Source organism: Edaphobacter sp. 4G125, from assembly GCF_014274685.1.
GTDB lineage: Bacteria > Acidobacteriota > Terriglobia > Terriglobales > Acidobacteriaceae > Edaphobacter.
The window spans coordinates 1630078-1645539 of the sequence record NZ_CP060393.1 but is presented as its reverse complement, the minus strand read 5'-3'; the positions used below and the strand labels follow the sequence as shown (position 1 = coordinate 1645539).

Annotated in this window: 13 protein-coding genes; 8 read left to right on the top strand and 5 right to left on the bottom strand. The window is 57.0% G+C overall.

The features are described from left to right. Positions 1-46: 46 nt before the first annotated feature. Entirely contained in the window at positions 47-1906 is a 1860-nt protein-coding gene (locus H7846_RS06815; RefSeq protein ID WP_255460896.1) for a M14 family metallopeptidase, read from the bottom strand. Here H7846_RS06815 and H7846_RS06810 point away from each other — a divergent pair. Continuing rightward, entirely contained in the window at positions 1853-2656 is an 804-nt protein-coding gene (locus H7846_RS06810) for an O-methyltransferase (protein WP_255460895.1), read from the top strand. The genes H7846_RS06815 and H7846_RS06810 overlap by 54 nt on opposite strands. A 36-nt stretch (positions 2657-2692) precedes the next feature. On the opposite strand, the gene ispF is transcribed toward H7846_RS06810, so the two are convergent. Genes ispF through H7846_RS06795 form a run of 3 tightly spaced genes read right to left on the bottom strand, consistent with a single transcriptional unit; the run spans position 2693 to position 4557 of the window. After that, positions 2693-3310, bottom strand: coding sequence for a 2-C-methyl-D-erythritol 2,4-cyclodiphosphate synthase (ispF, locus tag H7846_RS06805; RefSeq protein ID WP_186695726.1), 618 nt, complete (start codon positions 3308-3310; stop codon positions 2693-2695). Continuing rightward, on the bottom strand, positions 3307-4023 hold the full coding sequence (gene ispD, locus H7846_RS06800; RefSeq protein WP_186695725.1) for a 2-C-methyl-D-erythritol 4-phosphate cytidylyltransferase: 717 nt from the start codon (positions 4021-4023) through the stop codon (positions 3307-3309). The genes ispF and ispD overlap by 4 nt, the downstream gene beginning before the upstream one ends. A gap of 54 nt (positions 4024-4077) precedes the next feature. Next, entirely contained in the window at positions 4078-4557 is a 480-nt protein-coding gene (locus tag H7846_RS06795; RefSeq protein ID WP_186695724.1) for a GNAT family N-acetyltransferase, read from the bottom strand. 58 nt (positions 4558-4615) lie between these two features. Between H7846_RS06795 and H7846_RS06790 the strand changes: the two genes are divergently transcribed. The 5 genes from H7846_RS06790 (at position 4616) to holA (ending at position 11607) form a co-directional block, all read left to right on the top strand. Beyond that, positions 4616-6397, top strand: coding sequence for a MutS-related protein (locus H7846_RS06790; protein WP_255460894.1), 1782 nt, complete (start codon positions 4616-4618; stop codon positions 6395-6397). Positions 6398-6495: 98 nt separating this feature from the next. Continuing rightward, positions 6496-7593, top strand: coding sequence for a tRNA lysidine(34) synthetase TilS (gene tilS / locus H7846_RS06785; RefSeq protein ID WP_186695723.1), 1098 nt, complete (start codon positions 6496-6498; stop codon positions 7591-7593). Positions 7594-7817: 224 nt separating this feature from the next. Then, positions 7818-9737 (top strand): ATP-dependent zinc metalloprotease FtsH, encoded by a 1920-nt coding sequence (gene ftsH, locus H7846_RS06780; RefSeq protein WP_186695722.1) that lies wholly within the window; start codon positions 7818-7820, stop codon positions 9735-9737. Positions 9738-9925: 188 nt separating this feature from the next. Continuing rightward, a complete protein-coding gene (gene lptE, locus H7846_RS06775; protein WP_186695721.1) occupies positions 9926-10441 on the top strand; it encodes an LPS assembly lipoprotein LptE in 516 nt (171 codons plus the stop codon). Beyond that, positions 10441-11607, top strand: coding sequence for a DNA polymerase III subunit delta (gene holA, locus H7846_RS06770; RefSeq protein WP_186695720.1), 1167 nt, complete (start codon positions 10441-10443; stop codon positions 11605-11607). The genes lptE and holA overlap by 1 nt, the downstream gene beginning before the upstream one ends. Positions 11608-11677: 70 nt before the next feature. Here holA and H7846_RS06765 read toward each other — a convergent pair whose 3' ends face one another. Then, positions 11678-12388 (bottom strand): SAM-dependent methyltransferase, encoded by a 711-nt coding sequence (locus H7846_RS06765; protein ID WP_186695719.1) that lies wholly within the window; start codon positions 12386-12388, stop codon positions 11678-11680. Between the two features lie 195 nt (positions 12389-12583). Here H7846_RS06765 and H7846_RS06760 point away from each other — a divergent pair, with 195 nt between their 5' ends. Beyond that, positions 12584-13654, top strand: a complete 1071-nt coding sequence (locus H7846_RS06760; protein WP_186695718.1) for a sialidase family protein — start codon at positions 12584-12586, stop codon at positions 13652-13654. Between the two features lie 121 nt (positions 13655-13775). Next, on the top strand, positions 13776-15419 hold the full coding sequence (locus H7846_RS06755) for a cytochrome c3 family protein (protein ID WP_186695717.1): 1644 nt from the start codon (positions 13776-13778) through the stop codon (positions 15417-15419). The last annotated feature ends 43 nt before the right edge of the window (positions 15420-15462 follow it).

The following is a 15462-nucleotide window of genomic DNA, read 5'->3' as shown; positions in this document are numbered from 1 at the left end:
TTCACGAGGAGGAGATTTGGACGTACCGTAGTCTACAGCAGTAGGCTCATTTCGCGACTGGAACTCCATCCAGATTGCTCAACCTTCCTACTGGATACAGCCCAATTCGATTCGCTGCATACCACGGAGATCGCTCGTAGAAGAACTCCAACCGAGCCTGTGGGCTTCCTGCAAACGCAGGATCGCTCGTAACCTTCTTCTCGAACTCTGCTTTCAGTCTTGGATCTTTCGCCATCATCTCTCGCGCCAGTTCTTCCAGCACGTAGGCTTCTCCGTACTCCTTCTGCTCAAAAATCGAGTCGAAGAAGCCCCACTGCATCGCCGAATCCGGAGCCGCCGGCTCCAACCACGCCATCGCGACCCGCGACAGCCTCTGGTTCAGCCTCACCACAACGGAACCAGCAGGAAAATCCAACTTCTCCCGCACCAGCACGCAACTGCCGAATTTCCCAGGATCGTGCTGAGCTTCCCCATTGAAAGTCGGATGCCGTCCTTCGAAGGGCGGCTCCTGCCATGCCATCCCTGCGCAGCGATAGGTCTCCACCGTCCCGCTCCACGGAGCCATCGTTCGCGTCATCTCCACCTGGTGCGCCGCCAACACGTCGACCACCTGCGTCCACTGCGCCGGAATGATGTATGCCGCCGGAGCAGCCGCCTCCGCCGTCACCTTATATCCTGTCTGCGCAGGCAGCGAAACGCTCCACGGCTCATGCGTATACCGCACCCACATCGCTCCTGAAACTGCACTCAGCTCACGCGTGTATTTGTAACCGCGAAACAGAAAGGGTGTCGTTTGTCCTCCCCACGCCAAGGCCAGAGGATACTTCACATTGCTCAACGGATGCGCGCCCATCGTTTCGGCCTCTCGATCCGCAGCCGCATTCAACGCGATCAGCTTGTCGGCATCGCGATTCACAAGCTCCATCAGCCCAGACAGGATCTCATAGTTTCCTGTCACACGCGTCTTGTAGTCCTTCAACATATGCAACTCGACAAGCATCCCTGGACGCCCTTCGAGGATCATGTAACCGGTGGAATACCGCGGGGGATTATCGTTAAATCCCAGCCCTTGTGCCGGATCGTTATCGTTCGCCAGCGTGATGTAGGTGGGCGAAGCTAGATGTCCGTGCTCATCGACATATCTCTCGAGTGTCGGCGTCGCCACATCATCGACCCACTTCGCCGTTGCCGTCGGAAGATTCGGCCCATCATCGATCGTAAAGGTCACGTCGTATTGATAGTCCGCTCCATCGGTCACGTGATCGTCGACAAAGAAGTCCGGCAGCCAGCGATGAAACATCGCCATAAATGCTCGCGTCTCGGGAGCATCGGCCTTCAGGTAGTCGCGGTTCAAGTTCAGGTTGGTTCCATTGCCGCGCCACCCCATCTCCTGCGGACCATCCTGATTGATGCGGTTATAGCGGCTCCTGCGTTCATGCCCATCGGCGTTATACATCGGGATAAACACAAATACCGCGCGTTCCAGCAGGCTGGCCTTCGACCTCGTGATCACCATGTCGCGCAACAGAGCCAGACACGCATCTTTACCATCCATCTCGCCTGCATGAATCGAATTCTGCACCAGAACAATCGGCCTCTTCGCCGCATGAATCGCGGCAGGATCAAAGACCCCATCGCGCGAAGCGATTACGATGTCCAGTTCACGTCCCTCGCCGGTCTTTCCGAAAGGCTCGATCTTCACCTGTCCCGGAGCCGCTACTTGCACGCGCTTCAGATAAGCCATCGTCCCTGCATAGTCCGGCGTAGTGGCATAGCAGTTCTTTTCCGCAGGAGTCGCCCACTCGCCTTGAACGGTACACGGTGCTACCGTCGGTGCATCTGTCAATCTTGGATGGGCCACCGTCTGCCCATACACCATACTCGCGATCGCTGCTACTGCTGCCACGCTCCACCGAATTCGCATCATTACCCTCGTACACACGCTAGCACCCTGCTTGCTCCCCTGACGGCAAAACTCTATCTTGGCTATATGGATCAGAACCTCTGGAACGCCGTCGACCGCTACCTCGCAGACACTCTTGTTCATCCCGATCAGCGCATTGAAGAGGCGCTCGAAGCCAACGCCTGCGCCGGCCTGCCTGCAATCGACGTCGCGCCCAACCAGGGCAAGCTGCTGCATCTGCTCGCCCGCGTTCAGGGAGCGCGCCGTATCCTTGAGATCGGAACCCTGGGCGGCTACTCCAGCATCTGGCTCGCCCGCGCGCTCCCCAAGGACGGTCAGCTCATCACCCTCGAGCTGAGCCCGAAGCACGCCACCGTCGCCCGCTCCAATATCCAGCGCGCTGGCCTCTCTTCGCTGGTGGATATCCGCGTTGGCCCGGCGCTCGACTCTCTTGCCGCGCTCCACGCCGAAAAACCCGCGCCATTCGACTTCATCTTTCTCGACGCCGACAAACCCAACAATCCGAACTATCTCGACTGGGCTGTGAAGTTTTCCCGCCCTGGCACCCTGATCATCGCCGATAATGTCGTCCGCGACGGCGCCATCGTCGATGGCAACAGTCGCGACGCCGGAGTCACCGGAACCCGTACCTTTTTAGAACGCCTCGGCAGCCACCCGCAACTGGACGCCACCGCCATCCAGACCGTTGGAGTAAAAGGCTACGACGGCTTCGCCATGGCAATTGCGAAATAAACTTGGTGGCCGCGGATGACCGCGGCCGCAGTGGTATTAGGTTAGATCGTCTGTATCGAAGGCCGGACGCTTTCGACCCAGCGCTGACATATCGTGCGCCCCACCGACCAATCCTTTGACGACCTCATCGATATCGTCATCCACATCCGCCGTTGCAGTCAGCTTCGCCGGAGGATCGACCAGCTTCACACTCTCCAGCAGCACAGCGGCATGAGCAACGGCCACATGGTCCTGATTAAGCCCTTCCGGGGTCTTCGCCTTAATCCCTACTTCCCCCGGCTTAACCCCGAGCAGCTGGGCTACGCGCTCCCTCAACTCACCGGCAATGGGCACAATCTTCGGCTTTGCCATCACCAGCACAGTATCGATATTCACGATCTTGTATCCCGCTGTCGCAACCTCTTCAAGAGCCGTCCGTAAAAAGATGTCGGACGCCGCACCTTTCCAACGCGGATCGCTCGGTGGAAAGAATGTCCCGATATCCCCTGCAGAAACCGCGCCTAGCAACGCATCCGTAATTGCATGCAGCAACACATCGCCGTCCGAGTGCCCTGCCAATCCTTCGGGATGCTCGATCGGCAATCCACCAATCACCAACGGCACACCCGGCTTGAATGCATGTGAATCAAACCCATAACCAATTCTCATGCTCATCGCGCACCTGCCTGCTTCAAATAAAACTCCGCCAACTCGATATCTCCCGGCTGAGTGATCTTAAAGTTCTTCGCCGATCCCGGCACCACAGCAACCTCAATCCCAGCACGCTCCAGCAAGCTTGCCTCATCGGTTCCTGCAAAACCATCCGCTTCAGCTTCGGCGAAAGCACCCCTCAGCAGTCCGACACGAGCACCCTGCGGAGTCTGAGCTAGCACAACCCGCTCACGCGGAATCGTCGCCGTAATAATTGCCCCCTCGGCTGTACGTTCTACCTGCTTGATCGTATCGACTGCAGGCAAACCCACAATCGCAGCACCATGCTTCTCGACTGCCTCGATCGTCCGTTCAATCGTCGCTGCATCGATCAGCGGCCTGACAGCGTCGTGCACCAGCACCAAATCCTCGTCTGCCGACTCCAACGCCGCCAGCGCGTTTCCGACCGACTCCTGCCGGGAGTCGCCACCCTCAACCACTCGCACTCGCGGTCCAAGGGCAAATTCCTTGATCTGCGCCTCTACACGCTCGCGCTCCGAGGCGCGCACCGCCACGCACACGACATCCACACGCGGCACTTCCAGAAACGCCCTCAAAGAACGCACCAGAACCGGCACGCCGCCGATGCTCAAAAACTGCTTCGGAGCAGCCCCATGAGTTCCGGCAGCCATCCTCGTACCGATGCCCGCTGCCGGAAGAATGACAAAAACTCGCATAACCGCGAAGTATACAAGATAGAACGGTTAAATCGTATACAAGGCATGGCTCGCTCAATCCTCAAACGCTGACTCTCCACCCAGATCCAGCATCATCTCATTCGAAGCCTTGAACCCATTCCTCTCGTAGATCGGCCGTCCCGCTAAAGATGCATGAAGGATCACCACTTTGATCCCTCGTGTTTGCGCTGCCTCGACCGCCCTTCTGACCAGCCCGTGAGCCAGCCCTTGCCCACGCATCTCAGCTGAGACATAAAAGTTTGTCAGATATGCTCTCTGCGGATTCAGGTCACGCCAGTGCGGCAGAAAATCCATGAACCACACTCCCGCACCTGCTACCACCTTTTCACCATTAGAAACAATCCATCCGAGATAACGGCCATCCACCAGCCTTTCTCGCACCCACGGAACGAAGCTTTCCTTCATCGCCTGCAACTGCTCCGCGCTGCTATCGCCCATCTCTGCAAACATCTTGCGCCGATGTTCAGCAATCAACTCCGCATCCTCTACCGTTGCAACTCTCGTCTCGAACATTCTTCAATGTATAGAAATCAAAACATTTCTGTCTTCCTGCACGAGTAATAATGACTCTGTGTCGCAATCCGTATCTCCATCTGATCAGTACCTGCATCAGCTGAAAGCTCGCGAACTTCGGGTCGCGCACCTTGAAGCAATTCACATCCGCTTTGGAAACCTTCGTCTTCTCCTCGTTCTTGCTCAGATAGCTGTCCTCTGGATCTATCTCCGCTCCCACAGCTTCGCTCTCGGCTGGGTTGCGTTGCCGGCTCTGCTCTTCATTGCTATCGCCGCCTATCACGCAAAGATCCTGCACCGTCAGGCCATCGCCAAACGTGCTGTCGACTTCTACAACCAAGGCATTGCTCGCATCGAAGACCGCTGGCATGGCCTTGGTCAGCGCGGAGACCGCTTCGACATCTCTAACCATCTCTACGCCGCCGATCTCGACATTTTCGGACAAGGCAGTCTCTTCGAACTTCTCTCCGTCGCGCGCACCCGCATGGGCGAGGACACTCTTGCCTCCTGGCTGCTCGAACCGTCTTCCCTCGATGCGATTCACCAACGCCATCAGGCCATCACCGACCTTCGCGACCGGCTCGACTTTCGAGAAGAAATGGCTACCTGCAGCAAAGAGCTCCAGGCCGCGGTCCATCCCGATGCATTGATGCACTGGGCACAATCTCCCCTTCAACTCACTAACCTTCTTGTCCGCTGGCTCTGCCTCATTCTCGTCGCCCTCATGATCGCAACAGCGATCTTCTGGGGAACAACTGGCCAACGCTCTCCCTTCTTCATCGTCCTTTTACTCGAAGGAATCGTTGTCCTACTCCATCGCAGCAGAGTCCAGTCTGTCCTCCATCAAACAGAACATGCCTTTGCCGATCTCAAACTGCTTTCCTGTCTGCTCTCACGCATCGAAAAGGAAACCTTCGACTCCCCAGTCCTCAAGGAACTGCAAAGGAGTCTCTCCACCCGTCAGATCACCGCCTCTCACGCCATCGCTCGCCTCGATATCATCGTTCAGTACATTCAATCCCTCGAGAATCCGCTGATGCGGCTGATCGACATCCCTTTTCTGTATTCCGTTCAGCTTGCCTTCATCGCCGACTCCTGGCGGGGGCACTTTGGCGCTGTTGTTCCGCAATGTCTTGCCGCCGTGGGTGAGATGGAGTCCCTTCTCTCACTCGCAACCTACAGCTTCGAGCATCCCTCCGATCCCTTTCCGCAATTTCTCTCCAGCGCCCCTCATTTCCAGGCTACGGGTCTCGGACACCCACTCATTCCCGATGCGCGCTGTGTTCGCAACGATCTGGCTCTTACCGGCGATCACAGAATCCTTCTCATCAGCGGCTCAAATATGTCTGGCAAAAGCACTCTGATGCGCGCTGCGGGAATCAATACAGTGCTCGCCATGGCCGGAGCGCCGGTCCGCGCTCATTCGCTTCAGCTCACACCCCTACGCATCGGCGCCAGCATTCTTGTCAACGACTCCCTCCAGAAAGGCAATTCCCGCTTCTATGCTGAAATCACACGCCTTCGCCATGTCCGCGACCTAGCAAATCAGCAGCCTCCGCTCTTCTTCCTTCTGGATGAGCTGCTGCAAGGAACCAACTCGCGTGACCGTCTCATCGGGGCCCAGGGCATCGTGAACTCGCTGCTTGAAACATCTGCCATCGGCCTCATCAGCACCCACGACCTCGCTCTTACGCAACTTCACAGCAATCTCATCCACAACATGCACTTCCAGGACGAGATCGACGACGGAAAGATGAAGTTCGACTTCATTCTCCGCGATGGTCCTGTCACCCGGAGCAATGGAGTTGCTCTGATGCGTCTCATCGGACTAGACGTCTAAGTCTGGCATTTCGACCACAGCAGAGGACAGTTTTATCGTCCGCTGCGAAGTTGAGAAATCTACTTCTCTACCCACCGCTCGAATTAAGATGAAGACTCATGCCAACTGCTCTCCCCTTCAGCCGCGACCACATCCAGCCTGGCAACCGCCTCTGCGTCGCAGTCTCCGGTGGAGCAGATTCCGTCGCTCTCCTTCTCGCGCTTCACGAAGCCAATACGGCTAAACGTGACGCTCTCGGAGTCGGTCTCTCCGCCGCCCATGTTCACCACGGCATCCGCGAAGCCGCCGAATCCGACGCTGACCTGGCTTTCGTACAAGATCTCTGCATCCAGCTCGACATCCCTCTCCACATCCATCGCGCCGACGTCCCGGCCCGAGCTGCCGAAAACCGCGAGACCCTCGAAGAGGCCGCACGCGAGGTTCGTTACGCCTTCTTTCGCACTCTCATCGCCTCCGGTCACGCCGACTCCATCCTCACCGCCCATACCCTCGACGACCAAGCCGAGACCGTGTTGATGAAACTCCTCCGCGGAGCCTGGACCGAAGGGATCTCGGGCATCCACCCCATCGTCTCCATCCACCAAACTGGCCAGCGCTCGGGAAACATCCTTCGCCCTCTGCTTGCTACTCGTCGCAGCGAGATCGAAGCATTCCTCCAGTCCCGCAACCAGCCCTGGCACACCGACTCCACCAATGCCGATACGGCCTATACCCGTAATCGGGTCCGTCATGAATTGCTCCCCCAACTCCGCACCTATAACCCCTCTATTGACCACACCTTAGCCAATCTGGCTGAGCTGGCCCGCGAGGAAGAATTCCGCTGGCAAGCCGAGCTCGCCCGCATCCTTCCCCAACTTCTTCTCCCTGGCAAGCCCGTTCGTGGAGGAGGTCGCGCGGTCTCTACCGCCCCGGGAACCTCCTCTGTTTCCATCGAGATCGACCGTCTTCGCACCCTCGATCCGGCTCTCCGCCGCCGCGTTCTACGAGCCGCTGCCCGCCAACTTGGCTTCCGGCTGAGCTTCGACGATACGACCCGGCTGTTGGCTCTGGCTGGATTTGCAACACTTTCCACCGTCGCCGCTCGCTCAGGAGCATCTGTACACCTGGCTAGCGGTCTTCGAGCGCAGCGCTCTGCCCGCGAGCTGCAGCTCTCCACCGAAGTCATTGGAGAGGTAGATTTCACCCGTTTTCCCTGAAACTCCCTTTTACCGCTTGAATCCTCACCCTAAAGAGTAGAATCTTAAGTAATTGACGGGGGTAGGACCGTTACTGCGGTGCCGGTGGACTTTGCTGCCGGTCACCCACAGAACCTTCCTTTATCACTATCGTCTAATCGATGTAGGCTCCTTACAGAAGGAGCCGGGTCTGACAAGTCGTTTGCGCATCACGGCGATGCAGGCCGGAAAATGAGGAACACGCTTTGAACTCGACCGTCAAACAAATTCTGATCTGGGTCTTCATGATCGCCTGCCTGGTCTTCCTCTGGCAGTTCGTCGTCAAGGGAGCAGGAGCCGGACAGGAGAAGAACATCAGCCTCACTCAGCTGCTCAACGATGCCGACCAGGGCAAAGTTGCTGACGTTATCGTCAACGGCTCTGAGGTCACCGGGCACTGGAAAGACGACAAGACTCAGTTCCACACCACGGTTCCGGCCAACTATCCGGACATGTACAAGACGCTCCGCGACCACGGCGTCAACATCACCATCAAGGACCAGAACTCGAACGCCTGGCTAGGCTTCCTGATTCAGCTCGCGCCCTTTGCCCTGCTGCTCGGCCTTTGGTTCTTCCTTCTGCGCCAGATGCAGTCCGGCGGCAACAAGGCCATGAGCTTTGGTAAATCGCGTGCCCGCCTGCTCTCCATGCAGCAGAAGAAGATTACCTTCAAGGATGTCGCTGGCGTTGACGAGGCCAAGGAAGAGCTCAAGGAGATCATCGAGTTCCTCCGTGAGGCCCAGAAGTTCCAGCGCCTCGGCGGACGCATCCCTAAAGGCGTCCTGCTCGTCGGACCTCCAGGAACCGGCAAAACCCTGCTGGCTCGTGCTGTTGCAGGCGAAGCCAACGTCCCCTTCTTCTCCATCTCCGGTTCGGACTTCGTCGAGATGTTTGTCGGTGTCGGCGCATCGCGCGTCCGTGACCTCTTCGAGCAGGGCAAGAAGAACGCCCCTTGCATCATCTTTATCGACGAAATCGACGCAGTCGGTCGTCACCGCGGCGCTGGCCTCGGCGGTGGACACGACGAGCGTGAGCAGACCCTCAACCAGTTGCTGGTCGAGATGGACGGCTTTGAGTCCAACGACGGGGTCATCCTCGTCGCTGCGACCAACCGCCCCGACGTTCTCGATCCGGCCTTGCTCCGCCCTGGCCGCTTCGACCGCCGTGTCATCGTTGACCGTCCCGATATCCGTGGCCGTGAAGAGGTCCTGAAGGTCCATGCGAAGAAAGTTCCCATGGCAGAGGACGTCGACTTGAACGTGCTGGCTCGTGGGACCCCAGGCTTCTCGGGTGCCGATCTCGCTAATATGGTCAACGAGGCCGCCCTCACCGCTGCCCGTTACAACCGCAAGGCCGTGCACATGTACGACTTCGAGGTTGCCAAGGACAAGGTCATGATGGGAGCCGAGCGCAAGTCCATGCTCCTGACCGACGAAGAGAAGAAGGTAACCGCCTATCACGAGGCCGGCCACACGCTCGTCTCCGCGCTGCGTGAAGACTCTGACCCGCTTCACAAGGTCACCATCATCCCGCGTGGCATGGCTCTCGGCGTCACGGTCTATCTCCCTGAGGAAGACCAGCACACCGTCACCAAGGAGTATCTCGAGACGAAGCTCGCGACCCTCATGGGCGGACGCTGCGCTGAAGAGATCTTCCTCGGCAAGATGACCACTGGCGCCGGCAACGATATCGAGCGCATCACCGAGCTCGCCCGCAAGATGGTCTGCGAGTTCGGCATGTCCAAGCTCGGTCCGATGACCTACGGCAAGAAGGAAGAGCAGATCTTCCTCGGCCGTGAGATCGCCCAGCACCGTGACTTCTCCGAGGAGACCGCCAAGCAGATCGACGCCGAGGTTCGCAACTTCGTCGATACCGCGTATCAGTCGGCCTATAACCTTCTCAACTCGAACCAGGACATCATGCACCGGCTCGCAAGCGCCCTGCTGGAACGCGAGACTCTGGACGCCCACGAAATCAAGCTGATCATCGAAGGGAAAGAGCTGTCGCCTCTACGCTCGGCCCTTGCTGCCGTTGATCCAGGATCGGGCGGCGATGCTCAGAAGGTTCTCAAGCCTGAATCCGGACGCAAGCCTGGTTTCAACGAAGGTCAGCCTTCCCCGGCATAAACGATTTTTCAACCCAGCATCGAAGCAGAGGCGGCTCCCGTGGCTGCCTCTGCTTTTTGCATGGATCGCACCATAAAACAAAGTGTCATCCTGAGCCGAGCGCAGCGGAGTCGAAGGATCTGCGTTGATATCCTCAGCCTGTCCACAATACCCTGCTGGCACGTGGATGCGACAATAAGACCAACAGCATGAAGCTCCATCTCGCCACTTTTGTTCTTACTGCTTTCCTCACCGGCTGCGGTTATCACACCGCCGGTTCCGCCACGCACATTCCCTCAAATGTCCGCACCATGGCCGTTCCCATCTTCTCCACGCGTTCCCAGGCCTACCATACTGAGATGGCCTTCACCCAGGCCGTTATCCGCGAGCTTAACACCCGTACTCGCTATCGCATCCTCAATTCGGATTCGCCCAGCGCAGATGCCACCTTGCGCGGCACCATCCTCACCCAGACCATCACCCCGCTGACCTATGACTCCACCAGCGGCCAGTCCTCCAGTTATCTCGTCACCGTAACAGCTCGTGTCGCCCTCACCGCACACGATGGCACGGTCCTCTATCGCAACGATGCCATCACCTTCCACGAACAGTACCAGTCCACCCAGGATCTCAACACCTTTATCCAGGAAGGTTCCCCCGCCGTCTCACGCATGTCAAGGGACTTCGCCCAGACCGTCGTCAGCGATATGCTGGAGTCATTCTGATGTCGACCCCGCCCACCAGCTCCGGCCCTCAGCTCCGCAGCTTTGCCTCCACCAATCGGTTTCTCACCGAGATCGCCTCGCCATCCTCTCTTCGTCCTGGTTACGTTCTCGTCGGCGATGAGATCTTTCTCTACGACCGCTGCCGCAAAGCCGTCCTCTCCACCCTCGTCCCCGAAGACTTTCGCGATTTCTCCCTGCACGATCTCGATCTCTCTGAGACCAGCATCTTCGAGGCCCTCGACCGCGCTCAGACGCCGTCCCTGATGGCTCCCTTCCAGGTTCTCTTTATCCGCAACATCAAGAACCTCTACGGTCGCGGCTCTAAAAAAGAAGAGTTCGCCGCCATCGAAGCCTACTTTCGCTCGCCGAACCCACAGGCACTCATCCTCTTCGTCGCCGATCACATCCGCATCCCCACCGATGTCCGTCGCATGGACTATCAGGACAAGGAGCGCTTCGACCGCATCCGCGAAACACTCGGGGAATGGTGTGGCACCGTCGAGCTGGCCCGCGTCGACGAGAATGACGCCGTCCGTTGGATCGCCGATACCGCCGAATCTCGCAGCGTACGCTTCGACCCCGACGCCGCCCGCGAACTCGCCGATTCGCTCGGAGCCGACATGATGCTCATCTCTTCCGAGTTCGAAAAGCTCCTCCTCTATGTCGAAGGGAAGAATCGCGTCACCCTCGGCGACGTCGAAACCATGGTGCTCGCCGCCAAGCAGCGTTCCCTCTACGAGCTCACAGACGCCATCAGCGCCAAGGATCGTCCCCGCGCCCTCGCGCTCCTACACGGCCTGCTCAACGCCTCAGACGGTGGCGAAGACGCCGCGATCGGTCATCTCTATATGCTGGCCCGCACCTTCCGCCAGATGCTCATCATTCTCGAGAAGAACGTCCGCGACTCGCGCGCCATCTGGCAGGCACTCTGGCAGGGCTTTCGGATGCCGCCCTTCGCCGCAGAAGACCTCATCCGTCAGGCCCGCCGTTACAAGTCGCGCCGCGAACTCACCCGCGCCCTGCGCTTGGTTGCACGCGCCGATCTTGAGCTGCGCAGCTCTCCTGTCAATAAAGTACTCGTGCTCGAGCGTCTCGTACTCGACCTCTGCGCCGAACCTAAATCCTCACTCTACGAACCCTCCATGCAGTTCGCGATAGAGATGTAAACTCTCACTTCGGCTTAAGCCCGGCTTCCCCCACATTCAACACCAGGAAACTTGGCTGAATAAAGCATAATCATCTGTTATAGGCGTACTTCCACAAAATCACTCTTTCTTCCTTACTGCCAAACCGATCTACCGCCGCCTCTTCCGTTGTAAACGAGAACATCCGGTCCCACTGCTGTTCGAACCGCGGAGCATAGCGCTTTACCAGTCGTTCAAACACAGGATTTCCGTAGATCAGATAAACCTCACGTGGCTCCTTTTCGAGTAACTTGGACAGATGCTTCAGGCACTTCTTCAGAACCGGCGCAAGAAAAGGGTTGTAGATATAAATCACCAACGGTCCTTCCGGATACTCGAACTTCGCCGCATCTCCAGTGATCGATTCAATCTCTCGGCAGGCTTTCCACGAAGGATCAAACTTCGCGATATTAGCCGCAGCGACAGTACTCAGGTCTGGAACAAACTCCACTCCCATAATCTTTTTGAATGGAAATCGCGAGGCCAGAAGCAACGCTCGACCTTTTCCCGATCCCAGATCGATAAACGTGAATCGCTCCCAATCCAGATTCAAGGCACCGATCATCTGCGTCAGCAGCGACGGAGTCACCCCATAGTAGGCCGTGCTCCATAAGTCATCTCCAAAGATCAGCCCACTCGTATCCGTCCCGTACTCTTCATCAAAGGGATGAATCGCTCTTCCGGTACCACCCCTGGCTGCGCCCGCGCTCGACTCTGGCACTTTGATGAAACCGAGTCTCTGTCCGACTTTCTGCGTCGCCAATACACAGAAACCCCATGGCCCACGATTGACTAGCACCTGCAGGAACCTTCTTATCAGTCTGTTAGCCATGCAGTCGTGCACCTCTTTTTGAGTTTGTACCCTCTGATGCCAACCTGGAGAATTCAGATGGATACAATTGCAATCATTGTTTGGTTGCCTCAATAGAAAATCTGTCCTTAAACGAGAGCCCGCCGTATGAATAAATCTAAATCCCTTTTGACTGCACTTCTTTTCATCACCATGACCTTCACACTGCCGTCTTCTGCAGCTAACCCTCAAAAAGAGTTCATCTACACATCCGCCCCTTTCCCTTCAGCCCATGCCTCGACGCTCGTTCAGCTCGAGAACGGAGACATTCTCGCAGCCTGGTTCGGTGGAACCCACGAGAACGCTCCCGATGTCGCCATCTGGGGCGCTCGCCGGACCTCCACAGGCTGGTCCAAGCCATTTCTGCTAGTGCGCGAACCGAACGTCGCCTGCTGGAACCCAGTTCTTTTCGAAACTCGCGACGGCCGCCTCTGGCTCTACTACAAATTCGGCCGCAATGCCCGTGAATGGAGCGGCGCCCGCCTCGTCAGCACCGACGAAGGCCATACCTGGTCGGCACCTGAACACCTTCCCGCCGGCCTCCTCGGCCCCATCAAAGACAAACCCCTCGTCCTCGAAGACGACACCATCGTTAGCGGAACCTCTGTCGAGAGCTACTCCACCTGGGCCGCTTGGGTCGACCGTAGCACCGACCAGGGCAAGACCTGGCACAAGTTCGGCCCCATCACCGTACCCGGCCGCCTTATGCCCTCGCCTGCGCCCGTCCAACCGCCCCTCAAGTCTGGCGACGAGCATGTCACTGGAATCATCCAGCCTGCCATCGTCCGTCTCGGGAAAAAGCATCTTCGGCTCTACGCTCGCTCCACCCGTGACATCGGACGCATCTGCGCCGCCGACTCCTACGATGACGGCATCACCTGGAGCGAGGCCCATCCTCTTGATCTACCCAATCCCAACTCCGGTATCGATGCCGTCGGACTTCGCGATGGCCGGGTAGTCCTCGTTTACAACAACACCACGACAGGCCGCAGCCCTCTCAACCTCGCCGTTAGCAAGGATGGCGAGCACTTCACCATGTTTCAGACTCTCGAAAGCGATCCCGGCGAATACTCCTACCCCGCCATCATTCAGGGCCGCGACTCCAACGTGTACATCACCTATACCTGGCAACGAAAACGCATCGCCTTCACCCGCGTACCTTTATCCAGCATTCCTTGACGCATAATTTTTCGAGTGCTTACGCAGAATCATGGGACCTTCACATTTCTTCGGATAGAATCCTCAAAATAAGTAGCTCTTGGTGGATTTGATCTCGAAACGATGGGTCTGAAATCAACCGATGAAGATCTCGAAAGTTGCGATCATCGTATTTGCCTCTTTGCTGATCCTGATTGCTTTGGGAGCAGCACTGGTCCGATGGCGTGGGTTTCGTGCTTCTTCTACACCCAATGCGTTCGAAACGGCTGTGGCAAGATCTGTGCGCAATTTTGCGATTCCTCGCACCGAAAACCACAAAACAAATCCTCTAGCCGACGACCCAGTCGCACTACAGCAAGGACGGGATGCTTTTCTTGCACGCTGTTCGTCATGCCATGGAATCGATGGCCGCGGAATTACTCCGATTGGAGCAAATCAATATCCTCGCGTCCCTGACCTTCATTCCACTCCGACACAAAACCTGACCGACGGAGACCTCCACTACATCATTGAGCATGGGGTACAGCTTACTGGTATGCCCGCTATGCATTCGCAATCGACATCGGAAAGCTGGAAGCTTGTAACGTATATTCGCAGCCTTCATTCCGGCACACTAAAGGAAATGTCCAGCAAGGAATATATCGCCAGCTCGGCACGTTATGTCGGCTCTGAATCCTGCCAAAGGTGCCATGCCTCCATCTATGAGCGTTGGAAGAAGACTCCAATGGCGAATGTTGTTCTCGACCCCAAGACCCATTCCGACGCGATCATTCCCGATCTCCGCACTAATACCATCGCTCCATTTACCGTCGATCAGGTGGCTTTCGTCTACGGCAGCAAATGGAAGCAACGTTACTTCACCAAAATCGGAGAGGATTACTACCCCCTGCCCGTGCAATGGGATGTAGGCAACAAGAAATGGCTCAAATATCATGTCCCTGATGCGGGTGCTGATTGGTGGACAGCCTACTATCCATCCGGAAACATGCAGCGTCCGACAGGGCCAACCTGCGATGGTTGTCACTCTGTAAACTATGACATCCACACGAAACAGGTCACGGAATGGAATGTCGGTTGTGAGCGCTGTCACGGACCTGGCAGTGAGCATGTCGCACATCCGCTCCGCACAAATATCCTGAATCCGTCCGAGATGGATGACGTTGCCTCCAACGATACTTGCATCCAGTGCCACTCTCAGGGACAACCTCGCGATGGTTTTATCGAAGGCAAAGCCTACGATTGGCCTGTTGGCTATCATGTCGGCCTGCATCTGGCGGATTTCTGGAAGCTCGAAGACGTCACGTTGGGGCAAACGGATTTTCTGTACTTCGCCGATGGAACAGCTCATAAAAACCGGATGCAGGGTAACGATTTCGTACAGAGCGTGATGTATCGCCATGGCGTTACCTGCGCGTCTTGTCATGATGTCCACGGGACAAAGAACTACGCCCAACTGCGCAAACCCGCTGACAAACTCTGTCTTGACTGCCATGGATCGGGATCTCCGAATGGACCACACACGGCGACTATAGAGGAACATACTCACCACAAGGCGGACAGCTCAGGAAGTCAGTGCATCGCCTGCCACATGCCAAAGATTGAGAGTGAGGGTGTACCAGGTTCGTTCGTCCGCTCCCATACCTTCCGATTCATTTCGCCAGCTATGACAGATAAGTACAAAATGCCGAATCCATGCACGTCTTGTCACACAGACAGGTCCACCGATTGGGCTAATAAACAATTGCTATCTTGGGCAACAACATCGCCATGGCGTGTTACGCGATAAACGTCAAATCGGCGCCTAAAATAATTCTCACCTCCAACCGCTT

Bases quoted from the DNA above. Each gene is read 5' to 3' on its own strand.
- H7846_RS06755 (WP_186695717.1), top strand. From the start codon at position 13,776: ATGAAGATCTCGAAAGTTGCGATCATCGTATTTGCCTCTTTGCTGATC.
- holA (WP_186695720.1), top strand. From the start codon at position 10,441: ATGTCGACCCCGCCCACCAGCTCCGGCCCTCAGCTCCGCAGCTTTGCC.
- ispD (WP_186695725.1), bottom strand. From the start codon at position 4,023: ATGCGAGTTTTTGTCATTCTTCCGGCAGCGGGCATCGGTACGAGGATG.
- lptE (WP_186695721.1), top strand. From the start codon at position 9,926: ATGAAGCTCCATCTCGCCACTTTTGTTCTTACTGCTTTCCTCACCGGC.
- H7846_RS06795 (WP_186695724.1), bottom strand. From the start codon at position 4,557: ATGTTCGAGACGAGAGTTGCAACGGTAGAGGATGCGGAGTTGATTGCT.
- tilS (WP_186695723.1), top strand. From the start codon at position 6,496: ATGCCAACTGCTCTCCCCTTCAGCCGCGACCACATCCAGCCTGGCAAC.
- ispF (WP_186695726.1), bottom strand. From the start codon at position 3,310: ATGAGCATGAGAATTGGTTATGGGTTTGATTCACATGCATTCAAGCCG.
- H7846_RS06810 (WP_255460895.1), top strand. From the start codon at position 1,853: ATGGGCCACCGTCTGCCCATACACCATACTCGCGATCGCTGCTACTGC.
- H7846_RS06760 (WP_186695718.1), top strand. From the start codon at position 12,584: ATGAATAAATCTAAATCCCTTTTGACTGCACTTCTTTTCATCACCATG.